This window comes from Enterococcus sp. DIV1316a (assembly GCF_050536915.1).
Classification (GTDB): domain Bacteria; phylum Bacillota; class Bacilli; order Lactobacillales; family Enterococcaceae; genus Enterococcus; species Enterococcus faecalis.
On sequence record NZ_CP172913.1, the window covers coordinates 2471512 to 2493733 of the forward strand.

20 protein-coding genes and 1 other annotated feature are annotated in these 22222 nt (G+C 39.2%); of the genes, 3 read left to right on the forward strand and 17 right to left on the reverse strand.

The window, feature by feature from the left end; translation table 11 throughout:
* Positions 1-15: 15 nt before the first annotated feature.
* The 8 genes from IGL56_RS11765 to IGL56_RS11800 form a co-directional block, all read right to left on the reverse strand.
* Complete coding sequence (locus tag IGL56_RS11765) at positions 16-627, reverse strand: YktB family protein (RefSeq protein WP_002354970.1); 612 nt, start codon at positions 625-627, stop codon at positions 16-18.
* A 34-nt stretch (positions 628-661) separates the two neighbouring features.
* A complete protein-coding gene (locus IGL56_RS11770; protein ID WP_002386268.1) occupies positions 662-1219 on the reverse strand; it encodes a GNAT family N-acetyltransferase in 558 nt (185 codons plus the stop codon).
* 85 nt (positions 1220-1304) lie between these two features.
* Positions 1305-2525: a peptidase T gene (gene pepT / locus IGL56_RS11775; RefSeq protein ID WP_002354968.1), complete on the reverse strand. Its 1221-nt coding sequence runs from the start codon at positions 2523-2525 to the stop codon at positions 1305-1307.
* Between the two features lie 21 nt (positions 2526-2546).
* Entirely contained in the window at positions 2547-4190 is a 1644-nt protein-coding gene (locus IGL56_RS11780; RefSeq protein ID WP_002354966.1) for a peptide ABC transporter substrate-binding protein, read from the reverse strand.
* A 49-nt stretch (positions 4191-4239) separates the two neighbouring features.
* Positions 4240-4485: a binding site (T-box leader), on the reverse strand.
* A 148-nt stretch (positions 4486-4633) separates the two neighbouring features.
* Positions 4634-5587 (reverse strand): siderophore ABC transporter substrate-binding protein, encoded by a 954-nt coding sequence (locus tag IGL56_RS11785; RefSeq protein WP_002354964.1) that lies wholly within the window; start codon positions 5585-5587, stop codon positions 4634-4636.
* 38 nt (positions 5588-5625) lie between these two features.
* Complete coding sequence (locus IGL56_RS11790; RefSeq protein ID WP_002354962.1) at positions 5626-6381, reverse strand: ABC transporter ATP-binding protein; 756 nt, start codon at positions 6379-6381, stop codon at positions 5626-5628.
* Complete coding sequence (locus tag IGL56_RS11795; protein ID WP_002354961.1) at positions 6378-7343, reverse strand: iron chelate uptake ABC transporter family permease subunit; 966 nt, start codon at positions 7341-7343, stop codon at positions 6378-6380. The genes IGL56_RS11790 and IGL56_RS11795 overlap by 4 nt, the downstream gene beginning before the upstream one ends.
* Positions 7340-8287 carry an ABC transporter permease gene (locus IGL56_RS11800; RefSeq protein ID WP_430599787.1) on the reverse strand — a complete coding sequence of 316 codons (948 nt, stop codon included), beginning with the start codon at positions 8285-8287 and terminating at the stop codon, positions 7340-7342. Before IGL56_RS11800 ends, IGL56_RS11795 begins: the two co-directional genes overlap by 4 nt.
* A 184-nt stretch (positions 8288-8471) precedes the next feature.
* Here IGL56_RS11800 and IGL56_RS11805 point away from each other — a divergent pair, with 184 nt between their 5' ends.
* Complete coding sequence (locus IGL56_RS11805) at positions 8472-8924, forward strand: YueI family protein (RefSeq protein WP_002354958.1); 453 nt, start codon at positions 8472-8474, stop codon at positions 8922-8924.
* A 184-nt stretch (positions 8925-9108) separates the two neighbouring features.
* On the opposite strand, the gene IGL56_RS11810 is transcribed toward IGL56_RS11805, so the two are convergent.
* The 3 genes from IGL56_RS11810 to gshAB all read right to left on the reverse strand — a co-directional run bounded on the left by IGL56_RS11810 (position 9109) and on the right by gshAB (position 12103).
* On the reverse strand, positions 9109-9210 hold the full coding sequence (locus IGL56_RS11810) for a putative holin-like toxin (protein WP_075551663.1): 102 nt from the start codon (positions 9208-9210) through the stop codon (positions 9109-9111).
* Between the two features lie 331 nt (positions 9211-9541).
* On the reverse strand, positions 9542-9643 hold the full coding sequence (locus tag IGL56_RS11815; RefSeq protein ID WP_075551663.1) for a putative holin-like toxin: 102 nt from the start codon (positions 9641-9643) through the stop codon (positions 9542-9544).
* 189 nt (positions 9644-9832) lie between these two features.
* Positions 9833-12103 carry a bifunctional glutamate--cysteine ligase/glutathione synthetase gene (gene gshAB / locus IGL56_RS11820; protein WP_002354955.1) on the reverse strand — a complete coding sequence of 757 codons (2271 nt, stop codon included), beginning with the start codon at positions 12101-12103 and terminating at the stop codon, positions 9833-9835.
* 170 nt (positions 12104-12273) lie between these two features.
* Between gshAB and IGL56_RS11825 the strand changes: the two genes are divergently transcribed.
* Positions 12274-12774: a cysteine hydrolase family protein gene (locus IGL56_RS11825; protein ID WP_002354954.1), complete on the forward strand. Its 501-nt coding sequence runs from the start codon at positions 12274-12276 to the stop codon at positions 12772-12774.
* A 546-nt stretch (positions 12775-13320) separates the two neighbouring features.
* A complete protein-coding gene (locus IGL56_RS11830; RefSeq protein ID WP_002354953.1) occupies positions 13321-14217 on the forward strand; it encodes a YitT family protein in 897 nt (298 codons plus the stop codon).
* Between the two features lie 50 nt (positions 14218-14267).
* On the opposite strand, the gene IGL56_RS11835 is transcribed toward IGL56_RS11830, so the two are convergent.
* The 6 genes from IGL56_RS11835 to rnc all read right to left on the reverse strand — a co-directional run bounded on the left by IGL56_RS11835 (position 14268) and on the right by rnc (position 21904).
* Positions 14268-14666 carry a VOC family protein gene (locus IGL56_RS11835; RefSeq protein WP_002354951.1) on the reverse strand — a complete coding sequence of 133 codons (399 nt, stop codon included), beginning with the start codon at positions 14664-14666 and terminating at the stop codon, positions 14268-14270.
* A 119-nt stretch (positions 14667-14785) separates the two neighbouring features.
* The gene (locus tag IGL56_RS11840; RefSeq protein WP_002381091.1) at positions 14786-15271 is read right to left on the reverse strand and encodes a cupin domain-containing protein; all 486 of its coding nucleotides are present in this window, start codon (positions 15269-15271) and stop codon (positions 14786-14788) included.
* A 158-nt stretch (positions 15272-15429) separates the two neighbouring features.
* Entirely contained in the window at positions 15430-16758 is a 1329-nt protein-coding gene (gene ftsY, locus IGL56_RS11845; protein WP_002391397.1) for a signal recognition particle-docking protein FtsY, read from the reverse strand.
* 2 nt (positions 16759-16760) lie between these two features.
* Positions 16761-17588: a Cof-type HAD-IIB family hydrolase gene (locus IGL56_RS11850; RefSeq protein WP_010816054.1), complete on the reverse strand. Its 828-nt coding sequence runs from the start codon at positions 17586-17588 to the stop codon at positions 16761-16763.
* 24 nt (positions 17589-17612) lie between these two features.
* Positions 17613-21191, reverse strand: a complete 3579-nt coding sequence (smc, locus tag IGL56_RS11855; RefSeq protein ID WP_002354947.1) for a chromosome segregation protein SMC — start codon at positions 21189-21191, stop codon at positions 17613-17615.
* Positions 21192-21211: 20 nt separating this feature from the next.
* Positions 21212-21904 carry a ribonuclease III gene (gene rnc / locus IGL56_RS11860; protein WP_002354946.1) on the reverse strand — a complete coding sequence of 231 codons (693 nt, stop codon included), beginning with the start codon at positions 21902-21904 and terminating at the stop codon, positions 21212-21214.
* Positions 21905-22222 lie beyond the last annotated feature (318 nt).

Here is a 22222-nt window from a genome sequence, read left to right on the forward strand (position 1 = left end):
AACTGTCTGTTTCTCTTATTGGGCAACAGCTAATTGATACAATGGCAGGAGTTGTTGATAGGTTGCCAACATATAAGCGCGTGCTTTTTCAGGGTTTTGCCACAAGTCACTATCTTTGGGAATGATGCGCCCAATTTCAAACTCACCTTTTTTTACATCTCTAAAACGAGTTAAGGCTTTTTCTAAATCCGTTTCCATCAGCGGAGTAATTTGAGGAACCGTATGATCCAAGGAAACATACGTATCTTCTGGTAATGCTTGGAATAATTGCTGATTCTCTAAAAAGGCTTGCGCAATCTGCTTTTCATTTTTAGGATTATCAATGAATGACAACCACATAAACACATAGTCGCCCCAAATGCCTAATTGAAAATGCGGCTGCATTTTATACCCGCGCTTATTCGGACTAAGTGCTGACCAAGTATTTTCTGGTGGATACACGGTGCGACGGCGATGTTGCGCAATATGGACAAACAACTCCGTTCCTAGTTCAGGCGCTAGTTGTTCGGCAAAATACGTGTCTAATTCTTGAAAAATAGGTTGAATTTGCGCACGGATAACCGCCATTCGTTCATCTAATCCAGCAACTTCAAAGGCTGCGAATTCTTTTTCTGTAAACATCAACATTTCTCTAATTCCTCTCTTAACTTGTCTTCCGCTTCTATTTTTGTCGATTTTGCCATGTTTCCAGTGTCATCCCACGATAAACATCTGTGACAATTTTCCCTTTACTAATTCGAGCATTGGGTAGTGTTCCTTCGTAGGTAAAACCAATTTTCTCCATGACACGACCAGAAGCTGGATTGTCTTGATCATGTAAAGCAAAGATTCTCATGAGTTTCATTTTTGCAAAACCCAGTTCAACTAACGCCGTCGCGGCTTCAGGCATGTAGCCATTGCCCCAAAAGGCACGGTTCAAGACATAGCCTAATTCTCCAATATTATTGGTTTCATTGACCCGCAAATCAATCGTGCCAATCATTTTGCCCGTTTCTTTCACTTCAATCCCATATTTTCCTAAAGGTTCCCCCATAAAAAATTTAGCAATGTTTTGTCTTGTTTCAGCGATTGTTTGATTTTTCAAAAACACATAGCGGACCGTTTCCTCATCTGAAGCATATTCGTACATATCCTCTGCATCGGCTAATGTGACGGGCCTTAAAATCAAGCGTTCGGTTTCGATTCGTTGGTTTTCTGCAAAAATCAATGGATAATTCATGAGCAAAACTCCCTACTTTTCTACATACTTTACCGAAAAACAGCGAAACACGCAAGGAAAATCGGCATTTCCCTTGCGTGTTTCTTTAATTAGCGTTTAAGCGAATGATGGCAATGATCGTCTGAACAGCTTTGGCCATTGATTCAACGGTAATGAATTCATATTGCCCATGAAAATTCTCGCCACCTGTAAATAGATTAGGCGTGGGAATGCCCATGAAAGAAATCTTAGAACCATCTGTCCCGCCACGAAATGGTGTGATGATTGGTTCAATGTCACAACTTTCCATTGCTTGGACGGCCAATTCTACAGGAGTCCAATCTTTTTCGATGATTTCCTTCATATTATAGTATTGGTCTTGGAAAGTAATTGTTAGTCTGGGTTTATCCGCCAGCGCATTTAAACGTTGGACTTGTTTTTCCAAAAATTGCTTTCTCGCTTGAAAGTTTTCTTGATCATGATCCCGAATGATATAGACAAGTTCTGCTTTTTCAATACTTCCTGTAAATTTATTGAGTAAATAAAATCCTTCATTTCCACGTGTTTGTTCTGGCACTTCCTTTTGCGGTAGTGATTGATCAAGTTGTTCGCCTAATTTAATGGCATTTACTAACGAACCATAGGCCGTTCCCGGATGGACACTGGTTCCCTCAATTGTTATCACAGCTTGAGCAGCGTTAAACGTTTCATACTCGAAATGCCCCACGCGGCCACTGTCAATCGTATACGCAAAAGCGACTGGGAAGTTCGGCGCATCAAATTGATCGGCCCCGCGTCCAATCTCTTCATCTGGACCGAAGGCGAGCCAAACATCCCCCCGCGCTACTTCTGGATGTGCCAAAAAATACTCAACAGCAGCTAATATCTCGACAATTCCCGCTTTGTCATCTGCTCCTAAAAGTGTGGTTCCGTCTGTAGTAATCAACGTTTCCCCTTGATACTCTTTTAAATTGGGAAATTCAGCAACCGATAAAACGATGCCTTGTTCTTGATTCAAGAGGACATCTTGGCCATCATAATTAGTGATGACTTGGGGACGAATATTTTCTGCTGAAAAATCCGCCGTATCCAGATGTGCAATCAACCCAATACTCTTCGCTGCAGGTTGGTTACCAGGCAACCGTGCCGTTAAAAAGCCGTTTTGTTCGTTATAATGCACATCGGCCAAGCCTAATTCATGAAGTTCTGTTTCAATCATTTTGGCTAAAACCACTTGACCGACCGTCGTCGGTGTGGTTTGACTGTTGGCATCTGAACGGGTGTTAACTTTCACGTAAGTTAAAAATCGTTCGACTAATTTTTCCATTTTTTACTCCTTCTTCCTGAATCATTCTGTTAAATAGGCATTGCGCAAGTGGAAATAATCCCCATACAAGTGATAACTAATGCCTTTCAATTTAGGATTGATTAGATAATTTGAGGCACTTTGATACAGCGGTACTTGGGCAGCATCTTGGTTCAACAAGATGTCTTCCGCTTCTTTGTATTCTGCAAACTGTTTCTCTGGATTATTGGCATTAATCGTTCGTGCATCTTCTACCAGTTGGTCGTATTTGGCATTATGATAATTGCCATAATTGTAACTTGATTCTCCTGCATATAAGTTAAAGTAAGAGTCTAATTCACTACTGCCGGCAATCCATCCTGAAAGAGACAACTCATAATTTTTTTCACGTCGCGATTGGTTCACATTATTACTTGGTTGCGATGAAATGGTAATTTCTAAACCTGGCAGATTTTCTTGCAACTGACTTTGAACATATTCAGCAATTCGTTTTCCTTGATCTGTATCTGCCGCCAGCAATGAAAGTTTCACTTTTTTACCGACATCCGCTTGGGCTTTCGTCCATTCAGCTTGGGCTTTTTTGACGTCATTTTTCAAATATTCGCCACTGTATGCTCGGAAATCTTCATCTGTTTCTGGATTCGCATAAAGTTTACTTGGAATCAATCCGTTGAGGGGTTTTGACCCATCGTTTAAGACACTTTGTGTTAAGGCTTCTTTATCAATTGCTTGGCCAATCGCTTTTCGTAAATGAACATTCGCTAATGGCGTTCCTTCTTTTTTGTTGAAATCTAAGAAGTAGTTGGCCACATCTGGATGACTGACATAGCCTGGATCATCTTGATATTGTTGAACATATTGTCCGTTAATGCGAACTAAGTCTAGTTCATTCGCTTGATATAAGTTAATCCCAGTATTATCTTCTTTGATTGTACTAACCGCAACTTCTTCCAGTTTCACTTGATCCGCATCATAGTATTCTGGATTTTTTTTCAATGTCCAAGTATCTGAAGTCGCATCCCAATTGGCTAGCGTAAATGGCCCGCTATAAATTAAATGTTCACTATCCAAGGCGTAATCTTTGCCTTGCGCTTCGACAAATTTTTGATTTTGTGGCGCTAACCAAGCAATCGAAACGACTGCTAAGAAGGAAGGTTGGGCCTGTTTTAATTCAACAATGAATTCTTTGTCATTAGGGGCTGAAATCCCTAATTCATCGACTGACTTTTCACCGTTGCGTATTTCAAAACTATTTTTAACACTGTCTAGTAAATAGGCATTCGGTCCAATCGTCGCTGGTGTCACCAGTTTTTTCCAAGAATAAACAAAATCTTGGGCCGTAATTGGCTCACCGTTGCTCCACTTAATCCCCTCCCGCAAGGTAAAGTGGTACTTGCGCCCATCGTCACTAATCTTGACATCTTTAGCTAGAGCTGGCACCGTGGCACTATCATCATCAAACCGATAAAGGCCTTCAAATAAATGTTGTGCCATTGTAAAGGTATTTTTATCTGTTGTTTGTGTTGTATCCAATGTTGAGATTGGTGCAGGTGAACTAATACTGATTTTTTGTTCAGCTGCTAAATTTCCCGAATCTACTTTCTCTGCCGCTTCTTTGGTTCCGCCACATGCGGCTAAAAGAAACCCTGTTGCAATCAAACCTACTACTTTTTTCCCCAATTTCATGTTGTTGCCCCCTCATATTTTTTAAACAAATAAAAAAAGCATTCGTCCTAAAAAGGACGAATGCTTATGCAATCGCGGTACCACCTTTGTTGATCTCTTCGCTAAAAAAGATCCGCTCGTTTCCAGTACAATCATACTGTAGCGCTATAACAGGCGCACCTGAATTGGTTTAAGCAAACGGCTTCAACCAACCTGTTCAAAGGCCATTTTCCCCTTTAACGTCACTACCTCTTCTCACCAAACGAGGCTCTCTGCAAGCTATTTTAAAAAGTACTTTCCTTCTCATCACATTTTGTTCTTTTATTTGTTTCATCAATCATACTGATTTACGGATAGTTTAGCAAACATTTTCGAGGCCGTCAACCACATTTTTAATTTAAAACTTTTTTGTTTTTCATTAAAAAAAAGAAAAGAGGTTTCAATTCCTCTTTTCTAAAACAATTTTACTCTAATCCTTTTTTAACATCTTCTATCATCAAATGCATTGATTCTAATCCACCACCGCTTAGATACCAAACATCTGGTTGAAGCATAATGACTTTATCATTTTTACCAGCATCGGTTTTTTGAATCAATTCGTTTGCAGCGACGTTATCTTTTGAATCGTCGCCACCAATTGCTTTGGTGCGATCTACCACAAAGAGAATCCCAGGATTTTTTTCTAAAACATATTCGTAAGAAACACTTTGCCCATGAGTGGAAGCTTCAATCTTATCGTCTGCTGCTTTGAAGCCAAATGTATCATGAATTAAACCGAAACGAGAGCCTTTTCCATAAGCGGAAAGTTGTCCTTCGTTAACTAACACAACAAGCGCATCATTCGCGCTAGCTTCTGCTTGTTTTTTCACGTCAGCAATTTCTTTTTCTAAGCCAGTTATTTTTTCTTTGGCTACCTCTTCTTTATCAAAAATAGTGCCTAACGTTTCGATATTTTGTTTCGTTGATGCCCAAGGATTTTTGGCATCTACAGCTAAGTAAATGGTTGGCGCAATGGCTTTTAATTGTTCTTGATAATCTTGTTGACGACCAGAAATAATAATTAAGTCTGGTTTTAGTTGATTGATTTTTTCTAAATCTGGTTCTTTAATGCCGCCTGCTGATTCAACTTTTTGGTATTTTTTCAAATACGCAGGGATATTTTTGGTTGGCGCACCTACCACGCGGTCACCGACACCTAGTGCGTCCATTGTATCCAAGGAACCATTATCAAAAACAACGACTTTCTGAGGATTTTTGGGAACGGTTAATTGACCATTGGTGTCTTTGACTGTGACTTCCGTTTTAGCTGTTGTTTCTTTTGTTGCAGAATCTGCTGTTTTTTTATTTGTTTGACAAGCACTTAACATTAACAGTCCCATCATTGAAACTGCCATCATTGCTAAAAATTTCTTTTTCATTCTTTTCCTCCAAAAACGTTATTTTTAAATTGCCCGATTTAGTGATAAAGACAAAAGCGTTTTCCTTCAATTTCACAAATCCGGATATTCATTTCATAAAGATCATTTAAAATACTTGTTTGAATAACTTCTTCTGTTGCGCCATGCGCATAGAGCTTTCCGCCTTTCATGGCGACAATTTCATCTGCATAGCTTGCGGCAAAATTAATATCATGTAGAACAATCAGAATCGTTTTTCCTAGTTCATCCACTAAGCGTTTAAGAATCTGCATCATTTGAACCGCATAATTCATGTCGAGGTTATTTAAGGGCTCATCCAATAAAATATAATCGGTATCTTGGGCTAAAATCATGGCAATATACGCCCTTTGTAATTGGCCCCCAGAAAGGGTATCAATGTATTCTTCTGCCATTTCAGTTAAGCCCAATTGTTCCAGTGCTTCTGTTACTTTTTCGTGGTCAGCGCTTTTTAAGCGACCTTTGGAATAAGGAAAACGACCAAAATTGACCAGTTCTCGCACAGTTAATTTAAGTTGTACACCGTTGGCTTGTTTTAAAAGGGCAATTTTTTGTGAAAAAGCTGATTGCTTCCAGGTTTTTACTTCTTGCTTGTCCAGATAAATTTCCCCGGTATCTTTGGGAATTAAGCGACTCATCATGGCTAGCAGCGTGCTTTTCCCAGCGCCATTTGGTCCAATAAAGGCCGTTAATTTGCCTTCAGAAATAGGTAGATCAATGTCTGAAACGACAAATTTATCGCCATATTTTTTTGATACATCACTCATCTGGATCATGTGCGTTGCTTCCTTTCTGCAATAATTTTCCATATAAAATAAACGCCCCCAACAAATTGAATCACGACACTGAGCGGGGTATTCAAATGAAAGACCTGTTCAACCATCAATTGACCGAACACCAATAAAAAGACTGCTATTAAACTCCCTGCCACAAACAGTTCTCGGTGGCGATAGGTTTTCATGAATTGATAACTCATATTGGCCACGATAAAACCTAAAAATGTAATCGGTCCCACTAATGCTGTTGATAAGCCGACCAGACTACTGATCAAACACAACAACACTAATTGAAACTGATTCACAGCAATCCCCAAATTCTGGGCTTGATGGTTCCCTAAATGTAAAACGTCTAAACGGTAACTTTCCCGCCAAAGTATCCCACAAATTATGAGTACCGCCACACCAACGAAAATGAGATACTGACTATTGACGTTACCAAAACTGGCAAACAACTTTCCTTGGAGTAAGTCGTATTCGTTAGGATCCATAATCACTTGTAAAAACGTACTAATACTACTGAAAAAAGTACCTAAAATCATGCCAATCATCAATAATAAAAATAAATCGGATTGATTTTTGCGTAATAGAAAATACGATAAACTAGTACTTAAAAACACCATTAAAAAGACGTTCATCAAAAACGAGCCAAGACTTACTTGACCTAACGCTTGTGCGCCTCCTAAAAGAAAAAATAACACCGTCTGCACAAAGACATACAAGGAATCCATCCCTAAAATGTTTGGCGTTAGGAAATGATTTTGCGTGACCGTTTGAAAACTAATAGTTGAAAAAGCCGCAGCGATTCCAACAAAAATAAAAGCCAATAACTTTTTGCCTCGTAACGCCAAAGCAAAGGACCAATTGCCATACGTGTTATAAGTTAAATAACAAAGACTCACAATTACTACGGCAGCTAAAAGCAAAAGTAATGAAAGCCATTTTTTTAAAGGCCGTTTCATTGTTTGCGCCCCCTTAGTAATAATAAAATGAACAAAATGCTCCCTAATGTTCCGACAACCACGCTGACAGGAATTTCATAGGGGGCAATCAATACTCGTGCTAAAATATCACAGATTAACAAGAACAAACTCCCGCAAATCCCAGTTAACCACAAGGTATTTTTCATATGATCGCCATAACGTAAAGACACGAGATTAGGAATCACAACCCCTAAAAACGGAATATTCCCCACCATCAATAAAACGATGGCACTTGCTAAAGCAACCAGCGTCAAACCTAAAAACTGAATTCGCTGGTAATGGACGCCAAGACTATTTGCAAATGCTTCACCCATACCAACGACAGTGAAATGATAAGCAAATAAATAAATAACAAACCACAAAGGAATCATTAAGAATAACCATTCATAATTCCCTTTCATAACTGTGGAAAAATTTCCTTGTAACCAAGCAGACATATTTTGAACCAATTGGTATTGATAGGCAAAAAATGTGGCAATTGAGCCTAGAATGTTACCAAACATCACGCCCACCAAAGGGACCATCACTTGATTCTTACTTGGTAATAATCGAATGAGCGCTAAGAATAATAAGGTCCCGCTTAGCGCAAAAATAAAAGCAATTGCCGTTCGATAGAGAAACGGAGCTGTTGGGAAAAATAACATTGCGACTAAAATACCCAACCTTGCACTATCGGTTGTTCCAGCGACACTAGGAGCGACAAATTTATTTTGTGTGAGTTGCTGCATAATCAATCCAGAAATACTCATCGTACTACCAGCAATGATTAAACTCAACGTGCGGGGAACACGGGTGATAAATAAAACAAATTGTTGCTGCGCATCTAATTGAAACAACTGAGAAAGTGCAATGTCCTTCACCCCTATCACTAATGACAATAAACTGAAAAGTAATAGTAGAACAAACAAACCAATCTTTTTCATGAGAAAACTCCATTTTTATTTAATTGAGAATGATTCTCATTCTTAATTACAGTGTATGAGAAAACCATCACAAATGCAACCACTTTTTTTCCTTTATTAAAAACTTCTTCTCAAGCCGACTGACCAACGACTTATCTAAGATATGCTATAATGGAGGGAAACGTTAGGAAAGGAGTGTTACTGAATGGCGAATGATGACTTACAACAACGTCTGGATAAAGGAATGTACGGTACGCCCCTCGTTAATCCTGAAGAACAACACAAATACATGGGCACATTTCGTGAACGCTGCCGTCTCTCCATGACCGTCGCTGAAATGAAAGATGCACAGAACCAAAAACATTTATTAGAAGAATTAGCGAAGCATCCTGAAGTTACAGTACTTTTAAATGGCGAAATCTCTTCTGACCTGCAAAGTACCTATATTAAATTATTAAATCAGCATGGCGCAAACTTTAAGATTGTTAACAATTTTGTGGAGAACAACCCTGACTCTCTCGGCTTACTGTTAGCTGAAAAACATGCAGTCGATGAACCTGTGATTGACGTTACAGAAAAATATCCTCAAGCAACAGAAACGCCAAAAGAAGAGCCAACAGCTAAAAAAGGCTTTTGGCAAAAACTATTTCACTCATAAAAAGCTCAAGGAAAGTTATGAGCGCTTCCATTTATAATAGAATTATGCTATTATGAAAATGAAAAAGAGAGGTATGCGGGTACATACCTCTCTTTTATACCAGCGCCAGTTATAAGAACTGGTGGCTTACTGAGTTAAGTTTTTATTACTGTTTAACCGTTCGGCCTGTCAAGCTTATGAACGGTTATTTTTTATCGTTTTTCGTTGCTTCAAGGATACCGAAAATCAGTAGTGCAACAAACGCTGCAAAACTAATCATCAATTCCAATGCCGCTTCGATTGACAAAAAACGCTCCTTTCGTTAAAGTGCATCGGATACACATAGGCATCACCTGCCTCTCTAACTCAGAGCCACCGTCATACAACTTTCATTGGTAATAGTTTTAGTATAACCTATTGGGTTCACCAAGAAAACGTTTTTATAGGAATTTTCTATAAAATGATATAAGTTATGAGCGCTTCCATTTTAAATAGAATTATGCTATTATGAAAATGAAAAGAGAGATATGCTACTACATACCTCTCCTTTATACCAACACCAGTTATAAGAACTGGTGGCTTACTGAGTTAAGTTTTTGTTGTTCTTTAACCGTTCAGCCGTCTAAGCTTATGAACGGTTATTTTTTATCGTTTTTCGTTGCTTCAAGGATACCGAAAATCAGTAGTGCAACAAACGCTGCAAAACTAATCATCAATTCCAATGCCGCTTCGATTGACAAAAAAATGCTCCTTTCGTTAAAGTGCATCGGATACACATAGGCATCACCTGCCTCTCTAACTCAGAGCCACCGTCATACAACTTTCATTGGTAATAGTTTTAGTATAACCTATTGGGTTCACCAAGAAAACGTTTTTATAAAGAATACCGCCAAAAAATCTATCATGAATTTTTTGGCGGTATTCTTTTTTTATTGAACCACTTCTGGGTATAAAAGTTTTAAAACGTCCATTGTCAAGCGTCTACCCTGTCCAGCGTATGGATACACATGCATGTGCATGGCTGGATTAAAGTTCGCTTCGATAATCCCGTACGTTAAGCTATCACGTGTGCCTTTTACGTCTTTGTCAGGAATGATTAAATCAATACCGCAAATTTTGGCTCCTAAAGCAGCTACGGCCTCAATGGCGATTTGTTTATAACTATCATCAATGACATCAGTCATATCAATCGAATCCCCGCCCGTGCTAACATTAGAATTTTCTCGCAAGTACACGATTTGCTCTTTTTCTGGCACAGAATAGATAGTTAAACCTTGTTCTTTCAACATTAGTTTTTCTAAATCATTTAACTGGATTAATTCTAGTGGTGCACGGTGATTGGTCCCCCGCAATGGATCACTATTTTTAGCGGCCACCAATTCTTCTACAGTGTGTTTGCCATCTCCGGTAACATTGGCTGGCACGCGCAACATGATGGCTTTTACATCATTATCTAACACAAAGAACCGATATTCTGTTCCAGGTAAAAACTCTTCAATTAAAACCGCTGTGTCCTCTTTAAAAGCAATCCGTAACGCTTCCGTAAAGTCTTCCAACGAAGCTCCTTCTTTAAAAATCGTAATTCCTAAACCGTAATTCGTTGATTTTGGTTTCACGACAAACGCTTTATTGGCATAGCGTAAATGTGCTTCTTGTGCCTCAATAAAAGATGAAAATTCTTCACCGCCAGGCACATGGAACCCTGCTGCAGACAAAATTTTCTTTGTCACGGTTTTGTTTTCCATAATCAATGGTACCACGTAGTTATCTTTGCTAGTCATGTTGGCATTTTTGACGTATTCAATGTGCTCGCCATGTTGCAGTTTCAAAAATTGCTCTTGTTCATCTAAAATTTCGATTTCCAAACCTTTTTGAATCGCATCAAATAAGAAAATTTGTGTGGATAATTCCATCTCACGGAAACCAGCTAATTGATAAGGGCGTTCAAAGGCCATACTTTGATATTGGTTTCCAAAAATATTTCCCAGTTCACTGTTGGAGTTTTCTTGAATAATCGTCCACATTTTGCCAGAAACGGTGTCTTGTGGATTCCGCAGTTGTTGATAATACTTACCGACAACTTCTTTGCCTTTACGAATGCCTAGAGCATCTAACATATCAATCATTTCTGAAAAAATCCGATCGCCTTCTGCAATTAACTTAATCGTTTCATGAGGATGACCAAGAGCCACTTGTTCATTAAAAATATCGCCAGTTTTTACCCATTCATCCGCTTCTTCTTTTTCATCTGTCCACAATAAATACAACATGAAATAATGTAAGAAATCCACGGTATCTTCCACAATGCCTAAACGTGAAAAAGGATTTAAGTCTAAATTACGCAACTCGATATAGCGAATACCTGTTTTAGGCAGATCAGACATTTGTTTCCCGCCACGTAAGCGCACAGGCGCATAAAATTCTTTTTCTTCAGAAAGTAAACCATTTTCCACCATGCGATGAATATCTTCTAAATAGCGTTCCAATGAGGCATACGATACTTTCACATTGTCATGATTTCTGTAGCCATACGTACTATTCCGAATACTGCGAATAGGTTCTTGCGGTTGGTCGTCATAGACCCTAAAGTAGCCGTCTTCACTAACTGGCGAAGCCCCAAAAAGATACGTAATTAACCAACGATAACGTAAAAAGTTACGGGCAACTTTCATGTATACTTTCGTTTTAAATTGTTTGCAATCTGTCACTTCGGATTGTTCATCATATAATTGCTGAATCAGGGCTTGGTCATATTCAAAATTAAAATGAATTCCGCTGACCATTTGTTTTCGTTTGCCATACTCTTTTGCCAAATAACGACGATATAACACCGCATCATATTGATCTAATTTAGCGATTTTAATCTCTTCATCTTTTGTTGGTAATTGTGGCGGCATACTTAATGGCCACAGCATTTCATCTTCTGGAATCGAACGACGAGCCACATCGTGAATGGCATCTAAAAAACGAAGCATTTCTGTGCCGCTATTTGCTACAGGCGTGATTAGTTCTAATTGTGTTTCACTAAAATCTGTTTGAATATATGGATGATAAGAACGGTTACCAAAAACCGTGGGATGATCAGTTGTCGCTAAAAGCCCTTCTCGTGTACTACGTTGGTTTTCTTTTTCTAAACCAAAACGAGCCATCAATACGTAAGGACGAACATTTTTCTTTTGCATTAATTCTCTATAATTCATCTTGTCGCCTTTCTTTCTACAAACTATCTGTTTCTCTTACTATTATATAGGAAAATGAGTAAATATGCTGTTTTTTTGAACGTTCACTTGGGAATTTTCGAGACACTTTTAGAGAGCGCCTTTTTCCGTTAGACTGAAAACAACTAGTTTATAGAAAATGGGGATTGCTCATGAAAAATCGTGCATTACTTTTAATTGACTTTCAAAAAGGCATCGAAAGTCCGACGCAGCAATTGTACCGTCTACCAGCAGTGTTGGATAAAGTCAATCAGCGTATTGCTGTCTACCGCCAACACCATGCGCCCATTATTTTTGTTCAACATGAAGAAATCGAATTACCTTTTGGCTCAGACTCTTGGCAACTTTTTGAAAAGCTGGATGCACAGCCCACAGATTTTTTCATCCGCAAAACGCATGCGAATGCCTTTTACCAAACAAATTTAAATGATTTATTGACGGAACACGACATTCAAACGTTAGAAATCGCTGGTGTCCAAACCGAGTTTTGTGTGGACACTACAATTCGGATGGCTCATGGTTTAGGCTATACGTGTTTGATGACACCGAAAACCACTTCCACCTTGGATAATGGACATTTAACCGCGGCACAAATTATCCAACATCATGAAGCTATTTGGGCTGGCCGCTTTTTGACTTTTTTGAGCCTGTGACAAAAATCACTTTGGATTTTTGTTCCGGGCTCAAAATCTGATAAACGGCGGGAACAGAACCAACTCCTTCGGAAATAAGCCGAAATTGACTTTCTCACACAAGTGTTCGGCGTATCTTAATCCTTCCAAGTGTTGAGAATCACGAAGAACGTAGTGATTCGATGATGAACAATACCTACTTGGTCTCCAAAAATTAAAGAGCACCGGGTAGGTATCATGCAACATCAACTCGTACCTCGTTGTGTTTTATGACAATTTTCGGAAATTCCTTCTTATTGCTGAGAAACACTATTTGCAAAGCAAATAGATGTTAATCAGTACCTACTTGGTTCTCGGAGCTAAACGGTTCTGTCCCGACCTCTTTTCCAAAAAATTGTTTGTTCACTATGTTTTCTTGTCGTATTTCATGTTAGTATAAGGAAAAAGTGTTCAGTTGATTAGTTGAAGATTTAGAGTGTGGGACATAAGTCGATTAGGCTTGTCTCTCATGTTCTGTCTTTTTTTATGTCATCATTCACTAAACTAATAAATAATTGGAGGTATTTTATGAACAAATTTTTTACAGCCCAACGTTTAAAAGACACCGCCTATGTAACAGTCGGTGCATTCATTTTGGCCATTTCAATCAATGCGGTATTATTGCCAAATAAACTTGTCGCAGGCGGAGCCAATGGCATTAGTATTGTTATTAATTATGTTTTCGGGATTAGTCCCGCCATTGTTCTTTACGCCATCAATATTCCTCTTTTAGTGCTTTGTTTCCTACTTCTTGGGAAAGAGGTCGGTGTCAAAACCATTTATGGCAGTCTTATTTATCCATTTTTTGTAGGAATTACTTCAGGGATGCCTGTTTTAACACATAATATTTTTCTAGCAGCATTATTTGGCGGTATTATTACAGGTGCTGGCCTAGGCTTGGTTTTCCGTGGCAATGCTTCAACTGGTGGGACAGCAATCATTTCACAAATTGTCAATAAATACTTCAAAGTTTCCTTAGGTATTGCTATTTTATTCGTCGATGGTTTAGTCATTTTATCAGCAATGTATGCTTTTAATGCAGATATTGTGTTATTCTCTTTAATTTGTTTATTTACAATTGGTCGTGTCGTTGACATGATTCAAGTTGGTCTGGTTCGCTCGAAGAATGTGATGATTATTTCACCAAAATATGTCGCTATTCAAGAACGCTTATTACGTGAACTAGATAAAGGTGTGACCTTGGTGCCAATCGAAGGCGGTTATCGAAACGCGAAAGGCATGCTCTTAATGACTGTCATTCGTGAAAAAGATTTTCCCCGCTTAAAAGAAGCCATTCTTGAGATTGATGAAGAAGCCTTTTTGATTTCAATGAGTGCAAGTGAAGTCTACGGGAAAGGATTTAGCTTGAAAAAAGTAGCTGATTCTTATGGTGTTGAAGCTACTAATGCCAATAATTTACAATAGTTTTTTGTAGGAAAAGAGCCGCAAAATCTGTAGAGATTTTGCGGCTCTTTTTACATCTTCATCCAGACAGGTTCTAAGCTATTGCCATCCAAATCTTGCACTTCTAAGCCATACATTTGCTCTTCTGGTATTCCCATATCAACTCGGTAGCAGTTGCCTCCGTTAGCTTTGGCGGTTTCGCCAAACTGTTTTACGGCTTCGGCACTCTCTAAACTAAAGGAAATTAATGCCCCACTGGTTGTTTGCGCATCAATAATTTGCTTTTCTTGGATAAATTTTCCATAAAAGTCATGGTTCAACAACATAATCCAAAATTGATCATCCCACATCATCGAACTAGCTTCCTCTGTTGAAAATTCCTCGTTCTTTTTGAATCCAAGTTTTTCATAAAAGGCTGTAGAACGTTGGACATCCGCTACTGGGAAGTTAACAAAAACCATTGTGCCCATGTGATTCATCCCTTTCTTTTAATCATCTACGACAGCTAAGTGTGCGTTGCGACAAAATCAACAATCTTGTTTGATTTATACTAGCATATTCATAAAAGAAATGTTACTAAAACGTTTTCTTAAGGTAATTCTCGATAAGCCAAGTGCTGAATGATTTCACTATGTTGTGGATAATCGTTTAACAATTCCGCTTGAGTAAATAACTCGAAGTCTTCAAACTCAAAGCCTGGTGTAACCACACAACTGACTAACGCAAATCCTGTCGCTACTGTAGAGCCAAAGATTGTGCCGGCAGGAACTGAGAACGAAAGCTGTTGTCCTTGAACTAAGTCTTTCCCTAACTGAACAGCTTGATACGTTCCATCAGGAAAAATACAGTGAACGGTTAATGGCTGACCATCGTGAAAAAACCATAATTCATCCGCTTTTAAACGATGAAAATGTGACGGACTTTCTGTATTTAATAGAAACAAAATCGCTGTATGCAACGCCCGTTCGCCTCGTTTGGTTGGAATCAATTGTTCACTTTTATTGGTTTGTTTAAAATAACCGCCCTCAGGATGCGCTTCTAATCCTAACTTCTCAATCCACATTTGTTCTGTCATCTTCTCCCTCACTCCTTCATTTTTTCAGAAACGATTTAGGAAGAACTTAGAACATCCGTCCCAATCCTAAAATAAACGGCGGGACAGGAGTAGCTTCTTCATTCTTGAAGCTAAATACTCCTGTCCCACGTTCTTCCCAAACCTGTTATTTTCTACAACTAAACATCTTTTAATAAGCCTTTAAATAAGCCCATTGCGAAATCGTTGGCATTAAATGGTTCTAAATCGTTAATGCCTTCACCTAGACCAACTAATTTCACTGGCAAGTGTAATTCATTCCGAATAGCAATGACAATACCACCTTTGGCTGTTCCGTCTAGTTTGGTTAAAACTAAGCCAGTGACATCGGTTGTTTCTTTGAACTGTTTGGCTTGTGTCATCGCATTTTGCCCAGTAGTTGCGTCCACGACTAAGAGAACTTCGTGAGGCGCATCTGGAATTTCTCGTTGGATGACTCGTTTGATTTTTTCTAATTCTTTCATTAAGTTGACTTTATTTTGTAAACGACCTGCTGTATCCACTAGCAAAACATCGGCCTGTTCTGCTTTGGCACGTTCCACTGCATCGAAAACGACCGCTGCTGGATCGCCGCCAGCATTCCCACGCACAACTTCAACGCTAGCCCGTTCACCCCAAACAACTAATTGATCGATGGCGCCCGCTCGGAACGTATCGGCAGCGGCCATTAAAACTTTCTTTCCTTCCAACTTGTATTGATGGGCTAATTTACCAATGCTGGTTGTTTTACCAACTCCATTAACACCAACAAATAAAATCACGGTTAAGCCATTTGGCTGTAAGTTAATCGCATTATTTTCATTAATTCCTGCTTCTTCATACAAATCAACCATTTTTTCAATGATGGTATTTTGAACTTGAGCTGGTTTTTTCACATTTCGCAGTTTCACTTCTTGTCGCAAGGCTTCTGTAATTTTTAAGGATGTATCAAAGCCTACGTCTGCACCAATTAACGTTTCTTCTAATTCTTCAAAGAAATCTTCATCAACGCTCCGGAAATTAGCAAACAATTCGTTCAACCGTTGACCAAATGTCTTACGTGTTTTTTCCAAACCTTTTTCATATTTTTCTTGGACTTGTTCTTCTTTCGACTCTTCAATTTCTTCTGAAACCTGCGTGTCTGTTGGTTCTGCCAACGGAGTTACGACACTACTTTCTTCCTCAGGCGCTTCCACAACAACTTCTTGTGTTTCCTCTGTCAGGATTTCTTCTGGCTCTTCTTCTAATGCTTCTTCTACGCCAGCTAATTTTTCCATTTCAGCGTTATCTGTTAAATCGGCTGTTTCTGCGACTTCTTCCGCTGCCGTTTCTGGCGTTGTTTGCGCCTCTTCTGCTGCGGTTTCTTTTGATTCAGCAGGCGCTGATTCATCACTAGGTGTTTCGTCTACTGTTTCTTCAACAATCTCTTGTTTTTCTTCTTCCTTTTTTTCAGCGGAAAAAGCTTTTTTAATTTTATCAAAAAATCCCATTCTTATTGGCCTCCTTCCAACGGCGTTAAAATATATTTTTCGACCGCTTTGGCAACGCCATCTTGGTCATTCGTGTCTGTAACGACATCTGCGGCTTCTTTAACTAATGGAATCGCATTTGTCATGGCGACACCTAAGCCAGCGTATTCAATCATCGGTAAATCATTTTCTTCGTCCCCTAAGGTCATGATTTCTTCTGCACGGATTCCTAAATCTTTGGCTAACAAGGAAATACCATAGGCTTTCGTAATCCCTTTTGGCATAAATTCTAATAAGTTATTTCGCGTTTTAATAATTTCAAAACGCTCATAAAAAGAGGCTGGAATTTCCTTGATGCGTTCATTTAAATACGCTTCATCAATCGCAACAACAACTTTATTATAAATTCGATTCGGGGTTAACTCTTCTAATTTGTAGGACTCAAAGGTTAATAATTTGTTTAGAGAACTATAAATTGAAGGATAATTAGGTGCAGAAGGCAATTGCATCACGACCTCATCGGATAAGACATCAAACGGCATGTTGAGTGTGGTTGCTAATTGGTACAGCTCATGAATCGCTTCCAAGGGCATCAATGTTTTCTCAATAATGGCCCCTGTATCATTTTTTTGAACCAACCCGCCGTTAAAAGTAATGCTATAATCGCCTTCCTCTTGTAAACCTAATTCTTCTAAGTAAGGACCAATAGCTGCCAAAGGTCGACCTGTGCAGATAACAACTTTCACGCCTGCTTGTTTCGCAGCCATCAGTGCTTGTTTATTCCGTAAAGAAATCTCTTTTTGGCTATTTAATAATGTTCCATCTAAATCAATAGCAACTAATTTTATCAAACGTTCGCTCCTCCTTGCTTCCGGCTAATTGCTTTTTTCAATTGCGCCACCTTCTTTGACCTCTTCCAAGCGAACTGAAACGATTTTTGAAACCCCAGATTCTTGCATAGTCACGCCATATAAAACATCTGCGGCTTCCATTGTCCCTTTACGATGCGTCACCACAATAAACTGTGTGCCATCTTCAAATTCGCTTAAATAATGGCCAAAACGAGCAACGTTGGCTTCATCTAAAGCTGCTTCTACTTCATCTAAAATACAGAACGGAACGGGTCGAACACGAATAATTGAAAAGAGTAACGCAATCGCCGTTAATGCCCGTTCGCCTCCAGACAACAAACTTAAATGTTGTAATTTTTTCCCTGGTGGTTGCGCCTCAATCTCAATCCCTGTATTCAAGAGATCCTCTGGGTTGGTTAGCACCAGCTCTGCCCGTCCGCCACCAAACATATTAGGAAATACCACTTTGAACTGGCCACGAATTGCTTCAAAGACTTCTTTAAACCGTTCTTTCACTTCTTGGTCCATTTCATCCATGGTTTCAAATAATTGTTCTTTCGCATTTAATAAATCATCACGTTGACTGACTAAAAATTGATGGCGTTCATCGACTTGTTCAAATTGCTCGATGGCACTTAAGTTAACAGGTCCTAACCGCTCAATTTCTTGTTTTAGGCGTTTCACTGTTTGCTGCGCTTGCGCTAAATCATCGATTGGGAAATACGCTTCATAGGCAGCTTCAAAGGTTAAGCTGTATTCTTCCTGTAAGTAACTTAACGAGCTATCTAATTGCATTTCTGCACGATTTTTTAGGACTTCGATTTGTGTTTTATCTGCTAAATACTGTTGTTGGCGTTTGTTTTCTTCCGCTAATTTTGTATCTAACTCGTCTACTTCTTCTTGCAACGCTTGTCGTTGACTGCGTGCCGTTTGTAAAGACGTTTGCAACGCTGTTTGTTTCTCCGCTAATTGCGCGACTTGTGCCGCTAAGCCTTCTTCGGTTAACTGGTGATCGCTAGAATGGCTACTTAATTGTTGTAGCTGTTGACGGATGGCCGTTTCTCGAATCAACAATTCGTCCAATTGTTCTTGTTTGTCTTGCTTTTGACGAGCAAAATGGGCACATTGTTCCGCCGCTACTGCTTGTTCTGCTTGAACTGTCGTCAAGCGTTCTTGCGCTTGGGCTTTAAAGGTTTCCATTTGGCTAGCTTCTTGTTCCACTTGTTTCATTTCAGCATCTAAACGTTCTTTCGTTGCCGTTAAGCTTGCTTGTTGCTCTGTCAATGTAGCTTTTTTCGTTTGATATTCAGTTAAGAATTGATGCAATTCCCGTGATTCATATTCAAACAAGCGTTTTTCTTTTGTTAAACGAGTAATCGTTTCTGTTTGATTGGCTAATTTATTGTCAATTTCTTGTTGTTTTAAGCGATTTTGTTCACCAGCAGAGCGCAACATTTCTGCACGTTCCGTGGCTGTTTTCACTTCTTGCGAGAGCGCTTGGACTTCTTGTTCTACACTTCTTAGTTGTGTTTCTAATTGAGTCATTTGTTCAGTAATTGTTTGAAGTTCTTGCGCTTGTGAAAATAGGCTTCCTTGGTTGCCACGTTTATTGGCTCCCCCAGTCATCGAACCGCCAGGATTCATCACATCGCCTTCCAATGAGACAACGCGATATTGGTAATTGACTAATTTTGCTAACTGGTTGGCACTCGTTAAATCTGCCGCTAAAATCGTGACGCCTAAGAGATTTTGAATAACGGTTTGTACTTGTTCTGGATAACGAACTAATTCACTGGCAATCCCCACGAAGCCCGGTGCACCAGCCAAACGATTCTGAACCATCGCCGATACAGAGCGTGGCTTAATGGTGGTCAATGGTAAAAAGGTTGCTCGGCCACTGTGTTGTTGTTTTAAGAAGGTGATGCCTGCTCGACCATCTTTCTCATTTTCCACAACAATATGTTGCGCCGCACCACCTAGGGCCGTTTCAATCGCCAACGTATATTCTTTAGGCACTTCAATTAACTCAGCCACTGCGCCAACAATCCCAGTCAATTGGTTTTTGTGACGCAATACAGCTTTCACGCCTTGATAGAAGCCAGCGTAATTTTCTTGAATTTCTTGCAAACTTTTTTGGCGTGCCTTCGCTTGTTGCACTTGATTCATCGCTTGGTACATATCGTTTTGACGCTGTGCTAATCGTTCACGCTTAGCTTCAAGCGTTGCTTTCAACGCAGTGTATTCTTCCAACTGTTCTTGTAAGCCTTGTTTTGCAACTTTTTGCTCTTTTTCTAGCGTCTCTTTCATTGCGAGAGCTTCAACCATCTGTTCTTCTAGCGCTTCGTGTTTTGCTAGCGATTGTTGATTTTTAGCTGTTTCTTGTTGATATTGTCGTTCTAAATATTTTAAGTCATTGGCTGTATTGGCTTGTTCTTGCATGACTTCCACATACTGACTGCGCAATTCCTCCATCAATTCTTTAGAAGACTTACTATATTTTTCCACATCTTTCGTTGCCAAAACCAATGCTTCTTTTAACGTCTGACGTTGTGCCGTTTTTTCTGCGATTGCTGTTTCCAGCGTCTGCAATTCTTCTCGATAACGAACAATTTTTTCGGCCGTTTCTGCCAATGTCTCTTCGTATTCGCTTGCCGTTTGGGAGGTGTGTTTAGAACGTTCAATTAAAACATTTTTTTGTCCTTCTGCTTGTTTCAACGCTTCTGTCACTTGTAATAATTGTTGTTGTTCCGTTTCAATTTGTTCATCTAAACGATTGCGCTTGCTGCGTAAACGTACCAATTTGCCTTCTAGGTCATGGACTTGTTTACTTGCGCCAGCTAACTTTTCTTCAATGGCTGTTAATTCTTGCGTTTTCGTTTCCCAAATAGCTTTTGCTTCTTGAATTTCGGTCACAGTTAAATTGACATCAATTTCGGTAAGTTCTTCTTTCAAAGCTAAATACTTTTTAGCCGCATCTGCTTGGGCGGCTAGAGGAACTAATTGGTCTTCCAACTCGTAAATGATATCTTGGACACGGCTTAAGTTGTCCTCAGTTTCGAAAAGCTTTTGTTCAGCCTTTTTCTTTCGTTGTTTGTATTTTAAAACGCCCGCTGCTTCTTCAAAGATCCCACGACGGTCTTCAGGTTTACTATTAAAAATCGCTTCAACTTTCCCTTGCGAAATAATTGAAAAAGATTCTTTGCCTAACCCTGAATCCATAAATAAATCTTGAATATCTTTTAAACGGCACGCTTGTTTATTAATAAAAAAGTCACTTTCGCCCGTTCGTTTTAAACGACGGGTGACACTAATCTCACTATAATCCAATGCTAAATAATGGTCGCTGTTGTCTAACGTCACGGTAACTTCCGCAATATTTAGCGGCTTACGACCTTCCGAACCGGCAAAGATAATGTCGTTCATTTTGCCACCGCGAAGGTTTTTCGCAGATTGTTCACCTAATACCCAGCGAACGGCTTCCGTGATATTACTTTTCCCACTTCCATTCGGACCAACCACTGCTGTCACATCATCTTCAAATTCAATAATGGTTTTATCTGCAAATGATTTAAATCCTGTAATTTCAATTCGTTTTAAATACACGAATATTGCTCCTTCCAGCCTTACTGAGGAATACTTTTCAGTGCCCGCTCAGCGGCATCCTGTTCAGCTAACTTCTTCGATTTTCCTTGGCCTAACCCAATGAGTTCACCATTCATGTAAACTTCAGTGAAAAAGGTGCGGTCATGAGCAGGGCCTTCTTCTTTAATTAAGCGATATTCAATTGAAACATCGCCTTTGCGTTGTAAAACTTCTTGTAATTGTGTTTTGTGATCCATCTCATGTGAAAAAGCACCGGCATCAATTTTCGGAAAAATAACGTCTTCAATAAATTTCTTGGCTGCGCCAACTTTTTGGTCTAAGTAGAGGGCACCTAAAAAGGCTTCAAATAAGTCACATAATAATGATGCACGTGTTCGTCCGCCCGATGCTTCTTCTCCTTTACCTAATAAAATGTAGTTGTCGAAGTGACATTCTTTCGCAAATTTGGCTAAACTATCTTCCCGAACGATGGCTGCGCGCATCTTCGTTAATTTTCCTTCTGGAAGTTCTGGGAATTTTAAATACAAATATTGTGAAACAATTAATTCTAAAACTGCATCTCCTAAAAATTCAAGACGTTCATTATCGGATAATTTTAAATAGCGATGCTCATTCACATAGGATGAATGAGTAAAAGCTTGCTCTAATAGATTGACATCATGGAAAACAATGCCGTAACGTTCTTTTAACTCTGTTGTTAACTGATTGTCCATTCTCCACATTCCTTTACATTTATTTACACCTTGTTTCATTATACTTTTTTTTTCACTTTTTTTAAATGGTTCTATTCAGAAAAAGCCTGTTATTCACTGTGTTCTCATTATTTTTTAGAAAAAAATAAATAAATAGAGCTATGACTGAGATGAAAGCGTTTGTTTACGTAAGAGATAGAAAGAGCGTGGGACAAAAACCACTTTGGATTTTTGCGCCACGCTCAAAAACTGATAAACGGCGGGAACAGAAGCAACTCCTCCTTATTTCTCGGAGTTAAACACTTTTGTCCCGACCTCGTTCTATCTCTATTAAATCAG

Bases quoted from the DNA above. Each gene is read 5' to 3' on its own strand.
- IGL56_RS11765 (WP_002354970.1), bottom strand. From the start codon at position 627: ATGTTGATGTTTACAGAAAAAGAATTCGCAGCCTTTGAAGTTGCTGGA.
- IGL56_RS11770 (WP_002386268.1), bottom strand. From the start codon at position 1,219: ATGAATTATCCATTGATTTTTGCAGAAAACCAACGAATCGAAACCGAA.
- pepT (WP_002354968.1), bottom strand. From the start codon at position 2,525: ATGGAAAAATTAGTCGAACGATTTTTAACTTACGTGAAAGTTAACACC.
- IGL56_RS11780 (WP_002354966.1), bottom strand. From the start codon at position 4,190: ATGAAATTGGGGAAAAAAGTAGTAGGTTTGATTGCAACAGGGTTTCTT.
- IGL56_RS11785 (WP_002354964.1), bottom strand. From the start codon at position 5,587: ATGAAAAAGAAATTTTTAGCAATGATGGCAGTTTCAATGATGGGACTG.
- IGL56_RS11790 (WP_002354962.1), bottom strand. From the start codon at position 6,381: ATGATCCAGATGAGTGATGTATCAAAAAAATATGGCGATAAATTTGTC.
- IGL56_RS11795 (WP_002354961.1), bottom strand. From the start codon at position 7,343: ATGAAACGGCCTTTAAAAAAATGGCTTTCATTACTTTTGCTTTTAGCT.
- IGL56_RS11800 (WP_430599787.1), bottom strand. From the start codon at position 8,287: ATGAAAAAGATTGGTTTGTTTGTTCTACTATTACTTTTCAGTTTATTG.
- IGL56_RS11805 (WP_002354958.1), top strand. From the start codon at position 8,472: ATGGCGAATGATGACTTACAACAACGTCTGGATAAAGGAATGTACGGT.
- gshAB (WP_002354955.1), bottom strand. From the start codon at position 12,103: ATGAATTATAGAGAATTAATGCAAAAGAAAAATGTTCGTCCTTACGTA.
- IGL56_RS11825 (WP_002354954.1), top strand. From the start codon at position 12,274: ATGAAAAATCGTGCATTACTTTTAATTGACTTTCAAAAAGGCATCGAA.
- IGL56_RS11830 (WP_002354953.1), top strand. From the start codon at position 13,321: ATGAACAAATTTTTTACAGCCCAACGTTTAAAAGACACCGCCTATGTA.
- IGL56_RS11835 (WP_002354951.1), bottom strand. From the start codon at position 14,666: ATGGGCACAATGGTTTTTGTTAACTTCCCAGTAGCGGATGTCCAACGT.
- IGL56_RS11840 (WP_002381091.1), bottom strand. From the start codon at position 15,271: ATGACAGAACAAATGTGGATTGAGAAGTTAGGATTAGAAGCGCATCCT.
- ftsY (WP_002391397.1), bottom strand. From the start codon at position 16,758: ATGGGATTTTTTGATAAAATTAAAAAAGCTTTTTCCGCTGAAAAAAAG.
- rnc (WP_002354946.1), bottom strand. From the start codon at position 21,904: ATGGACAATCAGTTAACAACAGAGTTAAAAGAACGTTACGGCATTGTT.